This is a genomic window from Deinococcus hopiensis KR-140 (assembly GCF_900176165.1).
In the GTDB taxonomy this organism is placed as follows: domain Bacteria; phylum Deinococcota; class Deinococci; order Deinococcales; family Deinococcaceae; genus Deinococcus; species Deinococcus hopiensis.
Genome location: NZ_FWWU01000009.1, coordinates 2072546 through 2089909 on the forward strand (window position 1 = coordinate 2072546; position 17364 = coordinate 2089909).

Genomic DNA, 17364 nt, shown 5'->3' on the forward strand with positions numbered 1-17364 from the left:
GGGCCAGATTCTCCGGGAGCTGCTGACAGACCGGGGAACACCATTCAAGGAGGAATCCACATGGCAAAAGGAACGTTTGAGCGGACGAAGCCCCACGTGAACGTGGGAACGATCGGGCACGTGGACCACGGGAAGACCACCCTCACGGCCGCGATCACCTTCACCGCCGCCGCTTCGGACCCGACCGTCGAAAAGCTCGCCTACGACCAGATCGACAAGGCCCCCGAAGAAAAAGCCCGTGGCATCACCATCAACACCGCCCACGTCGAGTACAACACCCCCACCCGTCACTACTCCCACGTTGACTGCCCCGGCCACGCCGACTACGTCAAAAACATGATCACGGGTGCGGCCCAGATGGACGGCGCCATCCTCGTCGTCTCCTCGGCGGACGGCCCCATGCCCCAGACCCGCGAGCACATCCTCCTCGCGCGTCAGGTCGGCGTGCCCTACATCGTCGTCTTTATGAACAAGGTCGACATGGTCGACGACGAAGAACTCCTCGAGCTCGTCGAGATGGAAGTCCGCGAACTGCTGAGCAAGTACGAGTTCCCCGGCGACGACCTTCCCGTCGTCAAGGGCAGCGCCCTCCAGGCCCTCGAAGCCCTCCAGAGCAACCCCAAGACCGCCCGCGGTGAAAACCAGTGGGTGGACAAGATCTGGGAACTGCTCGACGCCGTGGACTCCTACATCCCCACCCCCGAGCGCGCCACCGACAAGGCCTTTTTGATGCCCGTCGAAGACGTCTTCACCATCACCGGCCGCGGGACCGTCGCCACCGGCCGCGTTGAGCGCGGCGTCGTCAAGGTTCAGGACGAAGTCGAAATCATCGGCCTGACCGACACCCGCAAGACCACCGTCACGGGCATCGAAATGCACCGCAAGCTGCTCGATCAGGGCATGGCCGGCGACAACGTCGGTGTGCTGCTGCGCGGCGTCGCTCGCGACGACGTGGAGCGCGGCCAGGTGCTGGCCAAGCCCGGCAGCATCAAGCCCCACACCAAGTTCGAGGCCAGCGTGTACGTCTTGAGCAAGGACGAGGGTGGCCGTCACAGCGCGTTCTTCGGCGGCTACCGTCCGCAGTTCTACTTCCGCACGACGGACGTCACCGGCGTGGTGGAACTGGCCGAGGGCGTGGAAATGGTGATGCCCGGCGACAACGTGACCTTCACGGTGGAACTGATCAAGCCCATCGCCATGGAAGAAGGTCTGCGCTTCGCCATCCGCGAAGGTGGACGCACCGTCGGCGCTGGCGTCGTCGCCAAGGTCCTGGAGTAATACTTGGGTGACAGCAATGCTGTCCGCTGGGGAGGCCGCGAGGTCTCCCCTTTTTCATTGCCTCTGGGCATACGCCCGGTCATGGCGAAGCGGAGGGCCGAGACCGGTTTCACCTGAGGGCGCTTCCCAAACGCCAGCCCCTCTTCTTCGCGGGAACCGCTGCGCCGGGAGGCCCCGTCCATAGCTCCCCAAGGGAATGGGGGCAGTCTTCGGCCCGGGCCGAAGCAGCTGGCGTGGCGTCTCCCCGGATGCCGCTGATGTTCTGCGCCTCCGAGGGCGCGCCGCTGACCACGCGGTTGTAGGGAGCGGCGACGACGCTTCAACCGGGTGACGGTATACGGCGCGTAACGTCGGCCCTCTTCCCGCCCCTGCCCGGCGCGCGGCAGATCTTCCTGCCGACGGCCGATCTGGTACAGACCGCGGTGACCTGCACAACAGGACCAGCAGGAAATCGCCGCAAGAGCTGGCCAAGTACGAGTGGCGGAAAAATGGCCTGGGCATCGTCGGCTTTCCCAGCGGGCTGGAAGGTGGCGCCCTCAGGGTGGACACCTCTCGCCAAACTGCCTATAATCGGAATGTTGCCCGCCACAAGGCGGGCTTTTACCAGCGACTGCGTCCGAGGGGCGAAGGGCTGGGAGCGCCTCCCCCGAGCTCACCGGAGCGAAGGCGGCGCGAAAGGAGCAGGAATCATGGCGAAGGACGGACCGCGCATCATCGTGAAGATGGAAAGCACCGCTGGCACGGGCTTTTACTACACGACCACCAAGAACCGCCGGAACACGCAGGCCAAGATGGAACTGCGCAAGTACGACCCCGTGGCGAAAAAGCACGTCGTCTTCAAGGAGAAGAAGGTCTGATCCTGCCTACCGGGAAGGATACCCGGTGAACGGTGAACCTTCTTTTTCGAGATGATGGGACGGGCAAGGTGAGCGCATGAATCTGTTTCAGTACTTGAAAGACTCGCGCGCCGAGCTGGCCCGCGTGACCTGGCCGAGCCGCCAGGAGGTCATCGAGGGCACGCAGGCGGTGCTGATCTACGTCGTGGCGCTGACCCTGATCGTGTTTGCGCTGGACGCGGTATTTGGCGCATTGGTGAAGGCGGTGCTGCGTTGAGCATCGAGTGGTACGCCGTTCACACCTATGTGGGTCAGGAAGACCGCGTGGAGCAGCACCTGATGGAGCGCGCCAAGAAGCTGGGCATGCTCCGCACCAAGATCTTCCAGGTGCTGCAGCCCAGCGAAAAGGCCGTCGAACTGCAAGAAGGCGGGAAGAAGGTCGAGGTCGAGCGCAAGCTTTTTCCCGGCTACGTTTTCGTCCAGATGGACGTGGAAGACGATGACGCGCCGGGTGAACTTGGCGAGTCCTGGGAAGTGGTGCGCGGGACCAACGGGGTGACGGGCTTTGTCGGCACCGCCACACGCCCGGTGCCCCTCTCGCAGGATGAGGTGCAGCGCCTGCTCGCCTCGGTGGGTGTGGCCGCACAAACTGCGGAGGAGCCCGCCCCAAAAGTCAAAGTGGACCTTAAGCCGGGCGACATGGTGCGCGTTACCAGCGGACCCTTTGCCGATTTCAGCGGTGTGGTCAGCGAGGTCAACGCGCCCCAGGCCAAAGTCAAGGTGCTCGTCAGCATCTTCGGCCGCGAGACGCCAGTGGAGCTCGACTTCGCGCAGGTCAGCAAGTAAACCCCGCAGGGCTGGGCTAGGCAGAAGCCGCCCGGCCCTGTACACTGGAAAAGTTGCTGCCACGCCGCGCCTTACAGGCGGGCGCGGCAGAACTTAGCGCCAGCACCCCTGTTTGCCGTTCAAGAACTGGGGGAGCTAAGGAGGAAACGCATGAAGAAAGTCACAGGGCTCGTGAAGCTCCAGCTTCCTGCGGGCAAGGCCACGCCGGCCCCGCCCGTTGGTCCCGCGCTCGGTCAGTACGGCGCGAACATCATGGAGTTCACCAAGGCGTTCAACGCCCAGACCGCCGACAAGGGGGACGCGATCATTCCCGTGGAGATCACCATCTACGCGGACCGCTCCTTTACCTTCATCACCAAGACCCCGCCCATGAGCTACCTGATCCGCAAAGCTGCGGGCCTGAGCAAAGGCAGCGCAACGCCGAACAAGGCCAAGGTCGGCAAGCTGAACTGGGACCAGGTGCTGGAAATCGCCCGGACCAAGATGCCTGACCTGAACGCTGGCAGCGTCGAAGCCGCCGCGAACACGGTCGCCGGCACCGCGCGCTCCATGGGCGTCACCATCGAGGGGGCCCCGAATGCCTAAGCACGGCAAGCGCTACAACGCCCTGCTGGGCAAGGTGGACCGCAACAAGCAGTACACCATCGAGGAAGCCACCAACCTGGTCAAAGAACTGGCGACCGCCAAGTTCGACGAGACCGTGGAAGTTCACTTCCGCCTGGGCATCGATCCCCGCAAGAGCGACCAGAACGTGCGCGGCACGGTGGCGCTGCCCCACGGCACCGGCCGCAGCGTACGCGTGGCCGTGATCACCAAGGGTGACAACGTGGCCGCCGCCGAGGCCGCTGGCGCGGACGTGGTTGGCGCGGAAGAGCTGATCGAGCGCATCGCCGGCGGTTTCATGGAGTTCGACGCCGTGGTGGCAACGCCAGACATGATGGCCCAGGTCGGCCAGAAGCTCGCGCGTCTTCTCGGACCGCGTGGCCTGCTGCCCAACCCCAAGAGCGGCACCGTCGGTCCCGACGTGTCGGGCATGGTGCGCGGCCTCAAGGCCGGACGTATCGAGTTCCGCAACGACAAGACCGGCGTGGTTCACGCGCCCATCGGTAAGGCCAGCTTCGACTCCGGCAACCTCAGCGCCAACTACCAGGCCCTGATCAGCGCGCTGGAGGCCGCCAAACCTGGCAGCGCCAAGGGCGTGTACCTGCGCAGCGCCTACCTGACCAGCACGATGGGGCCGAGCATTCCCCTCACGCTGAGCGCGTCGGCCCAGGCGTAATTTTTCTCCAGGGAGGGGTTCACGCTTCACGGTCTGCACCTCTCTCCTGCCCTACGGCACCCCGGTGCGCTTTGCACCTTTCAATTCTCGGCAATCGTAGACAGCGGGGACCCTTGCCAGGTTTAAACATCCCGCCGAGTTGCCAGGGCGCAAACGCGTACCTGGACTTGTTCACCACTCAGGAGGTCACAGCGTGGCGAACGAAAAGAACCAGCAGGATCTGACCAGCCTGCGCGGCAGCCTCACGGGCGTCGAGACGTTTTACGTCGTCGATTACCAAGGTCTGACCGCCGGACAGCTCAGCAAGCTGCGTCAGGACATCCGCGAGAAGGGTGGGCAGCTCATCGTTGCCAAGAACACCCTGATCAACCTCGCCCTTCAGGAGTCGGGCCGTGAATTCAGCGACGCCCTGAAAGGCCCCAGCGCCCTCGTGCTGGCCCACGAAGATCCCGCTGGGGTCGCCAAAGCGCTCAGCGACGCGGCCAAGGGCAACGATAAGGGCATTCCCGCAATGAAGGGCGGCCTCGTCGAGGGCAACCGCGTGGATGTGGCCGTGATCGCTCGTCTGGCGAGCCTCGGCAGCAAGCAGAGCCTTCAGGCCGAAGTGGTCGGTGTGCTCAGCGCCCACCTCAGCAACTTCGTCGGAATTCTCGAAGCGTACCAGGCCAAGCTCGGCGGCGGCGACGCCAGCGCCAGCGAAGCCAGTGCCGAAGCTTCGGCTTAACCCCACTTTCAACCCTTTCCACCAATCCAAGTACCGGAGGACCTCACCATGGCTTACGACAAACAGGCTCTGATCGACCAGCTCAGCACCCTCACCATCATGGAACTCGCCGACCTCATCGACGGCCTCAAAGAAACCTGGGGCGTAACCGCCGCTGTGGCCGCTGGCCCCGCTGCTGGCCCCGCTGCCGTCGTCGAAGAGAAGACCGAGTTCGACGTGATCCTCGTTGACGCGGGCTCCAGCAAGATCAACGTCATTAAGGAAATCCGCGCCATCACCGGCCTGGGTCTGAAGGAAGCCAAGGACCTCAGCGAGAAGGGCGGCCCGATCAAGGAAGGCGTCAGCAAGGACGACGCCGACAAGCTCAAGGCGCAGCTCGAAGGCGCGGGCGCGCGCGTCGAAGTCAAGTAAGGCTTTTTCCCACCGGGAGTGCAGCCCCCGCCATCCGGCGGGGGTTTTTGCTGTCTCTTCACCCACAATGAATTGTGCGTATCTTACTATGGGCGTCCTGCCGGCCGGGCATATTGGGACCAGAGTTTTCCAGCAGATCCTCAAGTGAGACGCGGTAAACACCCCGCGTTTCTTTTTGCGTGGAACACTCATGAGGAGTTAAGATGGCTGTAGGTCGAGTGAAGTGGTTTAATGCGGAAAAAGGCTTCGGATTTATCGAGACGGAAGGCAGTGCCGACGTGTTCGCGCACTTCAGCGCCATCCAGGCTCAGGGCTTCAAGAAGCTCAATGAAGGCGACGAGGTCGAGTTCGAAATCGAACCCGGTCAACGTGGCAAGGGCCCTCAGGCCAAGAACATCGTCGTGACGAAGGCCGCCCCGGCTCCTGCCTACGGCGACCGTCCCCAGCGCCGCGACAACGACCGCTGGTAAGCATCACAACCGATAAAGCCCCCGCCAAGAGGCGGGGGTTTTTGCTGTATGACGCGAGCGGAGCAGCCCATAAAAGGTACCGATGAAATTACAGCACGCCCCACATACCCCTCTATGTGGAGCACAGGTGGACGGTTTTCAGGCATTTCCCACCCTTTGCCCTGATCGTCAGCAGGCGGAGGACATCCCACCCACTGCGGGGCAAAGGGGCTGTTTTGCCCGGCGTCTGGCAGGAGCAGGACGGCACGCGGCCCAGAATAGAGTTCGAATAGAGTTCTGCCAGGCCGTCGCCGCACCCAGCCGAAACGCCGGAGAGAAGGGAGAGCAAGGCAGGTCCTCATACGGCCTCCAGATCATCCGCCATCTCCCCTTCACTCCGGTGATCCCACGCCCCTGTGTCACCGTTTTTCCTGCTCGCTCGGGTTGAGCCGCAACACCAGAGGGGTTGAAATAAACGAACGCCAGGGTTTCGGCCGGGGCTTGTCCGTCGTTGGCGAGGATCACCCGGGAGGTCACCACTTCCGGCTCACCGCGACTCCCGCCTCAACCCAGCCGCCATTTGGAACCACTCGCGCGCCTACTTGCGGTACAGACCGGTGGCGCGGCGCTCAGCGTTCTCCGGGGCTTCAAGCTGTCCAGCAGCCTCCTCGCGCTTCCCCTGGTGAAGGAGGAAGGCGGCGTAACGGGCGCGGGGTTCTTCCGTCGTCGCCGCCATGGCCGCACGGTAGGAGGCATCGGCCCCAGCAGTCTTGCCCTGGATCTCCTGCGCCTGGGCGATCAGCGTCAGGGCCCGGGTGCGCGCGGCTGCGCTCGTCCGCAGGTCCACCTGCCGCAAGTACGCTTCGGCTCCAGCGGCGTTGCCACGACCCAGCTCCAGCCCGGCGCTGGTGAGCAACACCACCGGATCATCCGCGCAGATGCCCGAGAGCAGGGGTTGCCAGGTGAACTGCGCCTCCTCAGGCCGTCCGGCCCGGGCCTGCAGGGCGGCGGGGTCCGTGCGGTAGGCCAGGGTGTCGCTTGTCCGTGAGGCGTTCACGGGCTTCCCGGATGCGCGTTTCCAGGGGCTTGATCGCCTCCAGGCCACCTCGCAGGGCGGCTCCAACCCGCCTTCCTCCACCGCGCAGTTCGGGCAGGAATTCCAGAATCAGGTAGGCGAGCAGGGCCAGGTAGGAACCGATGAGCAGGATAAAAATCCAGTAGAAGTTGCGCCGCATCGCGACCGCGTGAATCAGGAACACGATCTGAAGCGCGCCGGAGGGGTACAGGAGCCGGGAGGGCAGATGCAGGCCGGGGAGGTTCACGTCGCCCGGCCGAAAGGCCTGGCGCTCGGCCCGCTTCAGCACCTGCCTCTGTGAGATGCTATGCTCCGCTTCAAAGCTTTGCCCCTCTAAGTTGACAGCGCCCCCCATAAGGCGTAGACTCTCCTGTGGCCGACCATGATGGGTTGGGCAGGAGATTTTTGAAGGCAAGCGGTCTCCACAATTAAAGCTTTTCTGCGAGACGCAGCCACCAGAGCTGCGGTCTCGACTGCGCCTTTTTATCCGCCCCGAAAGGCCGCAGGAACTCAACCAGGGAGCGCGAGGTGGGAATGAGTCTATCGAACGTCAAGCCGCGCATCGAGCGGTTCGGTGAGATCACCGAAGTGATCACGCTGCCCAACCTGACCGAAGTGCAGGTCAACTCCTTCCGGGCGTTTTTGCAGGCCGACCGTGCGCCGGACCGCCGCGAGGATACTGGGCTCCAGAGCGCCTTCCGCGAAGTCTTCCCCATCGACGAAACCGAGAAGGGCCGCTCAACCGGCCTGGTGCTCGATTTCCTGGAATACCGCCTGGGCGACGCGCCCTACACACCCGAGGAGTGCCGGGAAAAGGACCTGACCTACCAGGCCCCGATGTACGCCAAGCTGCAGCTGATCCACAAAGACAGCGGCCTGATCAAGGAAGACCAGGTGTTCCTGGGTGACCTGCCGCTGATGACGGAGGACGGCTCCTTCGTGATCAACGGGGCCGACCGCGTGGTCATCTCGCAGATCCACCGCTCGCCCGGCGTGTACTTCACGTCCTCCTACAAGGGGATCAAGAAGATGTACACGGCGGCCATCATCCCGATGCCCAAGCGCGGCCCCTGGATCGAGCTGGAGTTTGCCAGCGGCATTCTCGAAATGAAGGTCAACAAGCGCAAGTTCCCGGTGTCTATGCTGCTGCGCGTGCTGGGCTACGACGATGCCAGCCTGCGGGCGCTGTTCACCGAGTTCGAGCCTGATGCCGAGCTGCCTGAGGACAAGAGCGCGGGCATGAGCGCCGACGAGGCCCTGCTGCGACTCTTCACTGTGCTGCGCCCCGGCGATCCGCCCAAACGCGACAAGGCGATTCAGTACTTGTATGGCCTGCTGGCCGATCCAAAGCGCTACGACCTGGGCGATCCCGGCCGGTTCAAGATGAACACCAAGCTGGGCACCTCGCGCCAGGAGCGTACCCTGCTGATGTTCCAGGACGGCAAGTTTAGCGACGCCGGGCTGGTGGACACCATCCGCTACCTGATGGCGCTGCAGCGCGGCCTGGAAACCGTGGGGATCGGTGCTGACGCCGACGGTGTGGTCAACGAAGTGCCGGTTACCGAAGACGACATCGACCACCTCGGCAACCGCCGCGTGCGTACGGTGGGCGAACTGCTCGCCGACCAGCTGCGCGTGGGCATGGGCCGCATGGCCCGTGGTGTTCGCGAGCGCATGCTGCTGGGCAACCCCGACGCCGCGACGCCCACCAAGCTCGTGAACAACCGCCCCATCGTGGCCGCGATGCGCGAGTTCTTCGGGCGCAGCCAGCTGTCACAATTCAAGGACCAGACCAACCCCCTATCGGACCTGCGCCACAAGCGCCGTATCTCCGCGCTGGGGCCGGGCGGACTGACCCGCGAGCGCGCAGGCTTCGACGTACGCGACGTGCACCGCACGCACTACGGGCGTATCTGCCCCATCGAGACGCCCGAAGGCGCGAACATCGGCCTGATCTCCTCACTGTCCTCCTACGCGAAGGTAAACGACCTCGGCTTTATCGAGGCGCCCTACCGCCGCGTGTCTGACAGCCGCGTCAGCGACGAAGTGGTCTATATGACCGCCGATATCGAAGACCGCTACACCATCGCGCAGGCCAACTCCCCGCTCAACGCCGACGGGACGTTCGCCGACGACCGCGTGCTGGCCCGGCGCAAGGGTGACCCGCTGCTGTACGCACCCAGTGAAGTGGACTTCATGGACGTGTCGCCGAAGCAGATCGTGTCCATCAACACCTCGCTGATTCCCTTCCTGGAGCACGACGACGCCAACCGCGCACTCATGGGATCGAACATGCAGTCGCAGGCCGTGCCGCTCGTGCGCGCCGACTCCCCCGCCGTGGGCACGGGCGTGGAGGAGCGCGTGGTGACGGACTCGGGCACCAGCGTCATCACCGACGTGACGGGCCGCGTTTCCTATGTGGACGCCCGCGTCATTCAGGTCACGCTGACCGAGGACGCGCCCCAGGCCGGAATGGTCAAGGGCAACGTCCGCACCTTCGAGCTTGTGCGCTTCACCCGGTCCAACCAGGGCACCAACCTCGACCAGCACCCCATCGTGGAAGTGGGCGAGGAAGTGAGCGCCGGGCAGGTCATCGCCGACGGTCCCGCCTCTGACCTGGGCCGCCTCGCCCTGGGGCAGAACATCACCATCGCGATTATGCCCTTCGACGGCTTCAACTTCGAGGACGCGATCTGCATCTCCGAGGGACTCGTCCGCAAGGACTTCTACACCTCTGTCCACATCGAAAAAGACGAGATCGAGGCCCGCGACACCAAGCTGGGGCCGGAAAAGATCACCCGTGACATCCCCGGCCTCTCCGAAGCGGCGTTGCGCGATCTCGATGAGGACGGCATCGTGCGCGTGGGGGCCGAAGTCAAGCCCGGTGACATTCTGGTGGGCAAGACGAGCTTCAAGGGCGAGAGCGAGCCGACGCCCGAAGAGCGCCTGCTCCGCTCGATCTTCGGTGAGAAGGCCCGCGAAGTGAAGGACACCTCGCTGCGCGTGCAGTCCGGTCAGGGCGGCATCGTGGTGAAGACCGTGCGCTTCCGCCGTGGAGACGAGGGCGTGGACCTCAAGCCCGGTGTGCGCGAAATGGTGCGCGTGTACGTGGCCCAGAAGCGTCAGCTTCAGGTGGGCGACAAGGTGGCAAACCGCCACGGCAACAAGGGCGTCGTCTCCAAGATTCTCCAACCCGAGGACATGCCCTACCTGGAAGACGGAACGCCCGTGGACCTCGTGTTCAACCCGCTCGGCGTGCCCAGCCGCATGAACCTGGGGCAGATTCTGGAAACGCACCTCGGCGAAGTCGCGCGCCTGACGGGCCAGAAGTTCGTCACGCCCGTGTTTGACTCGGCCACCGAGACGGCGATCAAGGAAATGCTGGAAGTGGCCGCCGCCGAACGCCTCCAGCGCCGCAAGGACGAGGGCTTCGAGCTCGACAAGCGCGAGCAGGAGGTGCTGGACCGCGCGGGCAAGCTCGGCGTGATCGGCGCTCCAGGAAGCAACTACGAGAAGGCCCAGATGGAACTCTCGCGCACCGGCAAGAGCATCCTGTATGACGGGCGCACCGGCGAGCCGATCAGTGGACCCGTCGTGGTGGGCACCATGTACGTGATGAAGCTGTACCACATGGTCGAAGACAAGCTGCACGCCCGCTCCACCGGCCCCTACTCGCTTATCACCCAGCAGCCGCTCGGCGGTAAGGCGCAGTTCGGCGGCCAGCGCTTCGGCGAGATGGAAGTGTGGGCGCTCGAGGCCTACGGCGCGGCGCACACCCTGCAGGAAATGCTGACCATCAAGTCCGACGACATCGATGGCCGCGACGCCGCCTACCAGAGCATCGTTAAGGGTGAGGAAGTCTCGGGAAGCACCATCCCCGAGTCTTTCAAGGTGCTTGTCAAGGAACTGCACTCGCTCGGCCTGGACGTGGAAGTGCTGGACCAGGGCGACAAGTCGGTGGACATCTTCGAAGGGATGATGCCGAAGCGCTGAGGCTTTGGGCGTTGGGGGTTGGGGCGAAAAACCGAACCCTCATCCCTAACGCCTCCCCCCCCCTCCCTTAAACAACGGGCCTCCCATCACAGGAGCACTTACTTTGAAAGACTTCAGCAAAGTCCGTATCGCCATCGCCAGCCCCGCGAAAATTCGCGAGTGGTCGTTCGGCGAGGTCGAGAAGCCGGAAACGATCAACTACCGCACCCTGAAGCCCGAGCGCGAGGGCCTCTTTGACGAGCGCATCTTCGGGCCGATCAAGGACTACGAGTGCGCCTGCGGCAAGTACAAGCGCCAGCGCTACGAGGGCAAGGTCTGCGAGCGCTGCGGCGTCGAAGTGACGAGCAGCAAGGTGCGCCGCTACCGCATGGGCCACATCGACCTGGCGACGCCCGCCGCGCACATCTGGTACGTGAAGGACACGCCCAGCAAGATCGGCACCCTGCTGGACCTCAGCGCCGGGCAGCTGGAGAAGGTGCTGTACTTCTCCTCCTTCCTCGTGACTGACGCGCGCAACGCCCAGAAGGACGGCCGCCCGCTCAAGCGCGGCGAGCTGCTGAGCGACGACGAGTACCGCGAGCTGCGGTTCGGGCGTCAGGAGACCTACACGCTGCCCAACGGCACCGAGGCCGTGATTCGTGACGGCGAGTACGTGACGCGCGGGCAGTCGCTCGGCGGCAACGTGGTCGCCAAGATGGACGGCCTGGCGCAGTACCGCTTTCCTCGCCGCGCCGAGATCGCCTACGCGGAAGTGGCCGAAGCGTCCCTGCCCCTGCCCGCCGACGTGCTTGTGGAGCAAGAGGAGTTCCGCGCAGGAGAAATCCTCGCCGAGCTGGAAAGCGACGTTCAGCTCGCCTCCCCCGTGGACGGCACCGCGTTCCTGCAGCCCATGGGCGAGGACAGCGTGATGGTGCTGTTGCGCGACGGCAGCGAGGACGGCGAGGTGCTGGCCCGCGTGTACGTGCCGCACGGAATGGAACTGCAGATTGCCGAGGGCGAGGTGCTGGAGGCCGGCGCCACCATCGCCACCGCGAGCGCCGGAGGCCGCCTGCGCGTGAGCCGCGACAGCCGCCTCAGTGGCGTCACCTTCCCCAAGAAAAAGGGGGACGTGCAGGTCACGGCGCACTGGACCCGCCGCGTGGAATACCCCATCAACCCCACCATGCACGTGCTGGTGGGCGACGGCTCGCCGGTCCGCAAGGGCCAGAAGGTCGTCGGCGCGATTGACAAGGAAGAGGAAGTCACTGCCGAGGCCGAGGGCATCATTACCCTGCACGCGCCCGCCTCGGTGATCGTGAGCCGCGCGAAGGTCTACGCTTACAACGACGAGCCCCTCGTCGTGAACGGCGACCGCGTGGAGCCGGGCGACGAGCTGGCCGACAGTGGCAACCTCCGCTCGGAAATCTCGGGCCGGGTGGAAATCGACCTCGTGCGCAAGCAGGTGCGCGTGATCGAGTCCTACGACTTCGAGGCCAAGATGGGTGCGGAGGCAGTCAAGGAACTGCTCGACGACATGGACCTCGATCAGCTGGAGGCCGAGCTGGGCGAGATGATGAAGGACTCCTCCCGCCACAAGCGTGCCAAGGCCCGCAAGCGGCTGGAGGTGACGCGCGCCTTCAAGCGCAGTGGCAACCACCCCTCATGGATGGTGATGGAGACCGTGCCCGTGATGCCGCCTGACCTGCGCCCCATGGTGCAGGTGGACGGTGGGCGCTTCGCCACCTCGGACCTCAACGACTTGTACCGCCGCCTGATCAACCGTAACAACCGCCTCAAGAAGCTGATGGGCCAGGGCGCACCCGACATGATCATCCGCAACGAGAAGCGCATGTTGCAGGAAGCGGTGGACGCGCTGATCGACAACGGGCGGCGCGGCAGCCCCGTAACCAACCCGGGCTCGGACCGCAGTCTGCGCTCGCTGACCGACCTGCTGGGCGGCAAGCAGGGCCGTTTCCGCCAGAACCTGCTGGGCAAGCGCGTGGACTACTCGGGCCGCTCGGTGATCGTGGTGGGCCCGCAGCTTCGCCTGCACCAGTGCGGGGTGCCCAAGCGCATGGCGCTGGAACTCTTCAAGCCCTTCTTGTTCAAGGTGCTCGAAGAAAAGGGCGAGGTCACCAACATCAAGCAGGCCCGCAAAATGCTGGAGCGCTACCGCGACACCCGCGACTCCGTGTGGGACGCGCTGGAAGAGGTTATTGAGGACAAGGTCGTGCTGCTCAACCGCGCGCCCACCCTCCACCGCCTCGGCATTCAGGCCTTCGAGCCCGTGCTCGTGGAAGGGCAGTCCATTCAGCTGCACCCGCTGGTCTGCGAAGCTTTCAACGCCGACTTCGACGGCGACCAGATGGCGATCCACGTGCCCCTCAGCGCGCAGGCACAGGCGGAAGCCCGCATTCAGATGCTCTCCGCGCACAACCTGCTCTCGCCCGCCAACGGCGAGCCGAACGTCAAACCCAGCCGCGACATCATCCTCGGCATCTTCACGCTGACCCAGCTGCGCAAGGACAACCTGGGGATGGGCACCGAGTTTGCCAGCGAGCAAGACGCCCTGACCGCGCTGGAAGAGGGCCGCGTGGCGCTGAATACGCCCATCACGGTGCGCGGTGTGGATACCAGCCCAGGCCGCCTGAAGTACACCTTCTCCAATCCCGACGAGGCGATCATGGCCGTCGAGCGCGGAACCATCGACTACCAGGACCACGTGCGGATTCGCCTGGGCGGCACCGTACACGAGACCTCCGCCGGGCGCGTGATGTTCCGCCGCATCGTGCAGGAGGCCCTCGGTGCGCAGGCACACCTGGTGGACACGTTGGTAAACCTCGACACCGCGTACGAGAAGGACCACCTCAAGGACATGGTGATGGCCTGCTTCAAGCACCTCGGCATTGAGGCCACCGCCGGACTGCTCGACGGCCTGAAAGACAGCGGCTTCAAGCTGTCGACCACCTCGGGCATCACCATCAGCATCGATGACATCGTGCTGCCGCCCAACAAGCCCGAGCTGCTGGCCGCCGCCGACGAGAAGCTCATCGAGATCGAGCAGAACTTCGACTTCGGCTTCATGACCGAGGAGGAGCGCTACAAGCAGGTGGTGCAGCTGTGGACCGAGACCACGGACGCCGTGAAGAACGCGGTCTTCGAGAACTTCGCCCAGAACTACCCCTTCAACCCGCTGTGGATCATGAGCGTGTCCAACGCCCGTGGTAACCCCCAGCAGATTCGCCAGCTCGCCGGAATGCGCGGCCTGATGCAGCGCCCGGACGGCAGCACCATCGAAGTGCCGATCAAGGCGTCCTTCCGTGAGGGCCTCACGGTGCTGGAATACTTCATCTCCACCCACGGTGCCCGTAAGGGTGGTGCCGATACGGCGCTCCGTACGGCCGACTCGGGCTACCTGACCCGCAAGCTGGTGGACGTGGCCCACGAAGTCGTGGTGCGCGACGTGGATTGCGGCACCACCGACTACACGGTCATGCCCCTGGGCGCGACCGATGAGCGCACCGGCGAGTGGCGTACCCGCAAGGCCAGCGAGATCGAAACCTCGATCTACGGGCGCACCATCACTGCCGACGTAGAGCTCGCTGACGGGCGCACGATTCCCGCCGAGACGATGCTCAGCCTGGAGGATGTGCGGTCGGTCACCAAGGACGCCAAGCACATCAGCGAGGTCTTTGTCCGCACGCCGCTGAACTGCCGCGTGAAGGCGGGCGTGTGCCAGAAGTGCTACGGCTACGACCTGTCGCAGGCCAAGCCCGTTTCCATGGGTGAAGCCGTGGGCGTGGTGGCCGCCGAATCCATCGGTGAGCCCGGCACGCAGCTGACGATGCGTACCTTCCACACCGGCGGCGTGGCGGGCGGCGGCGACATCACGATGGGTCTGCCCCGCGTGATCGAACTGTTCGAAGCCCGCAAGCCCAAGACGCAGGCCGTGGTGGCCGACCGCGACGGCGTGGTCCGCATCGAGGAGGAAGAAGAGCGTTACCTCGTGCGCATCGAGGCGGAAGACGAGCAGTACTCCTCCAAGACGGCGACGAAGATCGGCAAGGCGCTGCGCCTGATCGTGCGCGACGGCGACCACGTCGAAGCCGGGCAGCCGCTGACGCGCGGCGCCATCAACCCGCATGACCTGCTGCTGTACAAAGATACCGACGCGGCACAGCGTTACCTGGTGGAAGAAGTGCAGCGCGTGTACCGCTCGCAGGGCGTGAAGGTGCACGACAAGCACATCGAGACCATCGTGCGTCAGATGCTGCGCTACGTCGAGATCACCGATGGCGGCGACACCGACCTGCTTGAAGGCCAGACCGTCGAGCGCTGGGAAGTGGATCAGGCGAATGAGGCCCTGGCCGACGGCCAGACGCCTTCGAGCTGGAAGCCGGTGCTGCTGGGCATCACCAAGAGCAGCCTGACCACAAAGTCGTGGCTCTCGGCGGCCTCCTTCCAGCACACCACCCACGTGCTGACCGAAGCCAGCATGAAGGGTCAGGTGGACGAGCTGATCGGGCTGAAGGAGAACGTGATTCTCGGCAAGCTGATTCCCGCCGGTACGGGCCTGCTTACCGTCCGCGAGATGCAGGTGGCCGACGACCGCACGCTCGAGAAGTACGGCCAGGAGAGCAACAGCCCCGACGCCGTGACGGGCAACCAGCGGTACGACGACACGCGCCCCGGCAGCGCGATCAACCCCAGCTACGGCGACTGAGCCGAGCGGAACTCCCCCAATCGACGCCCCTCCCCGTTTCCGGGGAGGGGCGTTTTCCGTTATGAACCCTACAGATTTTGTATGTTTGGTACATAACTAAAGTGATTTCCACCTTTTGGCGCACGAGAGCCACTCCGCACCAGGTCTTCATAGGCGAGCTTTACAGCCTCACCATCGACTTTTCCACATACGAGAATCACTTTTCTCTCGTATGACTTCCAAGCCGGGAGTTTCCCGGCTTGCTTCCCCTCACGCCCGGAAACCGCTGCTCTGCTGCGCGCCGCTCGGACTGAATCGCTTTATAAGCGACGAGCCAAGAGTCCGTATCAAAAGGATTCCCGTCACCAGTGGTGAGATCACTGGTTGGCCCAAACGAAGCGAGCATAGCGCAGTTGTCCGAATTGGGCCGCGCGTGGAGGGGCCGCCCTCACGGCACCCTATTCTCCCAATGCACATTCAAGTTCGCTCGTTGGACTCGGTCAAAAAGAAGTCCTCTTTTTGACACATGCTCTAGAAAACGGTGACGGAGAGGCGCCGCATCACTGAAGTGGAGCGGAGGCGATGAAACGGATGATCTGGAAACCGCATCAGCTGTTCGCTGCCTGCCCGACCCGCTCCGTTTCACCGTTGTACAACCCCGCGTAGTGCTGCCCCAAGTCCAGTAGAAAGCGCATTTCCTCCTGCGTGGTGCGGGCACTCAGGCGCGTCTCGAAACTCAGGAGCAGCGCGGCGTAGGCGAGCGAGGCTGCCCCCAGCAGGGCGAGGATCACCGCAGCAGGCCCGGACGTCTCCCCCACCAGCGCCCCTGCCCCAATCAGAATGCTGGTCAGCACGAGCAGGGCGACGGCGAGGTACAGGGCCGTCATCGCGCCCTGAATAATGCGGGTACGGCGGGCGAGGCGCGGAAGCTGGCGCATGATCATCTGTTTTTCCTCGCGGGCCAGCGCCTCCTGCTGTCCCTGGGGACTGACCAGCACCTTGAAGCGGGCGGTCAGTTGGCGCACCCGGTCTGTCGCGCGGCCGAGCCGCGTACTCGTGCTCATAAGCAGGGTGCTGCCGCCGCCGATCAGGACAGCGGGCGTGATCATCGCCGTCAGAACGCTGAGGTTGGGGTCCGCCACCTCCCCAGGCTACGCCGGAAGCAGCGTGCGCCGAAAGAAGCCGAGCAGACGGACCTCCGCGTGCCTCTTTAATGGAGTGATCCCCGTCCAGTTCCGCGGGTTCACTGCCCTCACTGCAGGACTGGAGGCCCGCGTGCATCCGCCATGCCTGGGAGATGGCCACGTAAACGTCCGGCCCTGCCGCCCGTGAAGGTGGAGAAAGGGTGCCGAATGGGCCGGGGCATGGCGGACGGGACTGCCCGAAGCTGCCAGCCCAAAGCACTCGGACAGCGGTGCGCCGAACAGGGGAAACGGCCGGAAGTCCGGGGGGAGGGCCGGACCAAAAAAGTTCATCAGCCCACCGCCTGCACCTCCGAGGCCTGTTCGGGCCAGGCGTTTGCCGCCGGCCACCTGCTCAACATCGTCCACCCACCACCGTGCACGTGGAGAATGGCAGGGACAGGCCGGGAAGGCTGGATCCGGAGCCGCAGGACACCGAGCTTCAGGCCATGGGAGCTGAAGAGCACATCTTCCACCAGTTCGGGGTCTGGAGGCGGGCTTCACCTTCTCGCCCCAGGTCATTCCCCGGTCCATCTTTCAGTAAAGCGGTGAAGTCCCAGACCCACCGGGCCGAACCCGTCCGCTTGCGAGGAAGCGGGACGGAGGGCGGC

14 protein-coding genes are annotated in these 17364 nt (G+C 64.5%); 11 read left to right on the forward strand and 3 right to left on the reverse strand.

Going from position 1 to position 17364, the window contains the following annotated elements:
- Window positions 1-60 precede the first annotated feature (60 nt).
- The 9 genes from tuf to B9A95_RS23645 all read left to right on the forward strand — a co-directional run bounded on the left by tuf (window position 61) and on the right by B9A95_RS23645 (window position 5844).
- The gene (gene tuf, locus B9A95_RS23605; RefSeq protein ID WP_084049502.1) at window positions 61-1278 is read left to right on the forward strand and encodes an elongation factor Tu; all 1218 of its coding nucleotides are present in this window, start codon (window positions 61-63) and stop codon (window positions 1276-1278) included.
- A 689-nt stretch (window positions 1279-1967) separates the two neighbouring features.
- On the forward strand, window positions 1968-2135 hold the full coding sequence (gene rpmG, locus B9A95_RS23610) for a 50S ribosomal protein L33 (RefSeq protein WP_012692576.1): 168 nt from the start codon (window positions 1968-1970) through the stop codon (window positions 2133-2135).
- A 76-nt stretch (window positions 2136-2211) separates the two neighbouring features.
- A complete protein-coding gene (gene secE, locus B9A95_RS23615; RefSeq protein ID WP_084049503.1) occupies window positions 2212-2391 on the forward strand; it encodes a preprotein translocase subunit SecE in 180 nt (59 codons plus the stop codon).
- Entirely contained in the window at window positions 2388-2960 is a 573-nt protein-coding gene (gene nusG, locus B9A95_RS23620) for a transcription termination/antitermination protein NusG (protein ID WP_084049504.1), read from the forward strand. Before secE ends, nusG begins: the two co-directional genes overlap by 4 nt.
- Window positions 2961-3110: 150 nt before the next feature.
- Window positions 3111-3545, forward strand: coding sequence for a 50S ribosomal protein L11 (gene rplK, locus B9A95_RS23625; RefSeq protein WP_084049505.1), 435 nt, complete (start codon window positions 3111-3113; stop codon window positions 3543-3545).
- Window positions 3538-4239 (forward strand): 50S ribosomal protein L1, encoded by a 702-nt coding sequence (gene rplA / locus B9A95_RS23630; protein ID WP_084049506.1) that lies wholly within the window; start codon window positions 3538-3540, stop codon window positions 4237-4239. Before rplK ends, rplA begins: the two co-directional genes overlap by 8 nt.
- A 193-nt stretch (window positions 4240-4432) precedes the next feature.
- Window positions 4433-4963 carry a 50S ribosomal protein L10 gene (gene rplJ, locus B9A95_RS23635; protein WP_084049507.1) on the forward strand — a complete coding sequence of 177 codons (531 nt, stop codon included), beginning with the start codon at window positions 4433-4435 and terminating at the stop codon, window positions 4961-4963.
- 48 nt (window positions 4964-5011) lie between these two features.
- The gene (gene rplL, locus B9A95_RS23640) at window positions 5012-5374 is read left to right on the forward strand and encodes a 50S ribosomal protein L7/L12 (protein WP_084049508.1); all 363 of its coding nucleotides are present in this window, start codon (window positions 5012-5014) and stop codon (window positions 5372-5374) included.
- 203 nt (window positions 5375-5577) lie between these two features.
- Complete coding sequence (locus tag B9A95_RS23645; RefSeq protein ID WP_084049509.1) at window positions 5578-5844, forward strand: cold-shock protein; 267 nt, start codon at window positions 5578-5580, stop codon at window positions 5842-5844.
- A gap of 577 nt (window positions 5845-6421) precedes the next feature.
- On the opposite strand, the gene B9A95_RS35675 is transcribed toward B9A95_RS23645, so the two are convergent.
- Window positions 6422-6880 carry a hypothetical protein gene (locus B9A95_RS35675; protein WP_245808458.1) on the reverse strand — a complete coding sequence of 153 codons (459 nt, stop codon included), beginning with the start codon at window positions 6878-6880 and terminating at the stop codon, window positions 6422-6424.
- A complete protein-coding gene (locus B9A95_RS35680; RefSeq protein ID WP_245808459.1) occupies window positions 6801-7187 on the reverse strand; it encodes a hypothetical protein in 387 nt (128 codons plus the stop codon). Before B9A95_RS35680 ends, B9A95_RS35675 begins: the two co-directional genes overlap by 80 nt.
- Window positions 7188-7432: 245 nt before the next feature.
- Here B9A95_RS35680 and rpoB point away from each other — a divergent pair, with 245 nt between their 5' ends.
- Together rpoB and rpoC are read left to right on the forward strand one after the other, a co-directional pair.
- Window positions 7433-10891, forward strand: coding sequence for a DNA-directed RNA polymerase subunit beta (gene rpoB, locus B9A95_RS23655; RefSeq protein WP_084049510.1), 3459 nt, complete (start codon window positions 7433-7435; stop codon window positions 10889-10891).
- 103 nt (window positions 10892-10994) lie between these two features.
- A complete protein-coding gene (gene rpoC, locus B9A95_RS23660; protein WP_084049511.1) occupies window positions 10995-15593 on the forward strand; it encodes a DNA-directed RNA polymerase subunit beta' in 4599 nt (1532 codons plus the stop codon).
- A 587-nt stretch (window positions 15594-16180) separates the two neighbouring features.
- Here rpoC and B9A95_RS23665 read toward each other — a convergent pair.
- Window positions 16181-16714 carry a DUF2721 domain-containing protein gene (locus B9A95_RS23665; RefSeq protein WP_084049512.1) on the reverse strand — a complete coding sequence of 178 codons (534 nt, stop codon included), beginning with the start codon at window positions 16712-16714 and terminating at the stop codon, window positions 16181-16183.
- Window positions 16715-17364: the final 650 nt, after the last annotated feature.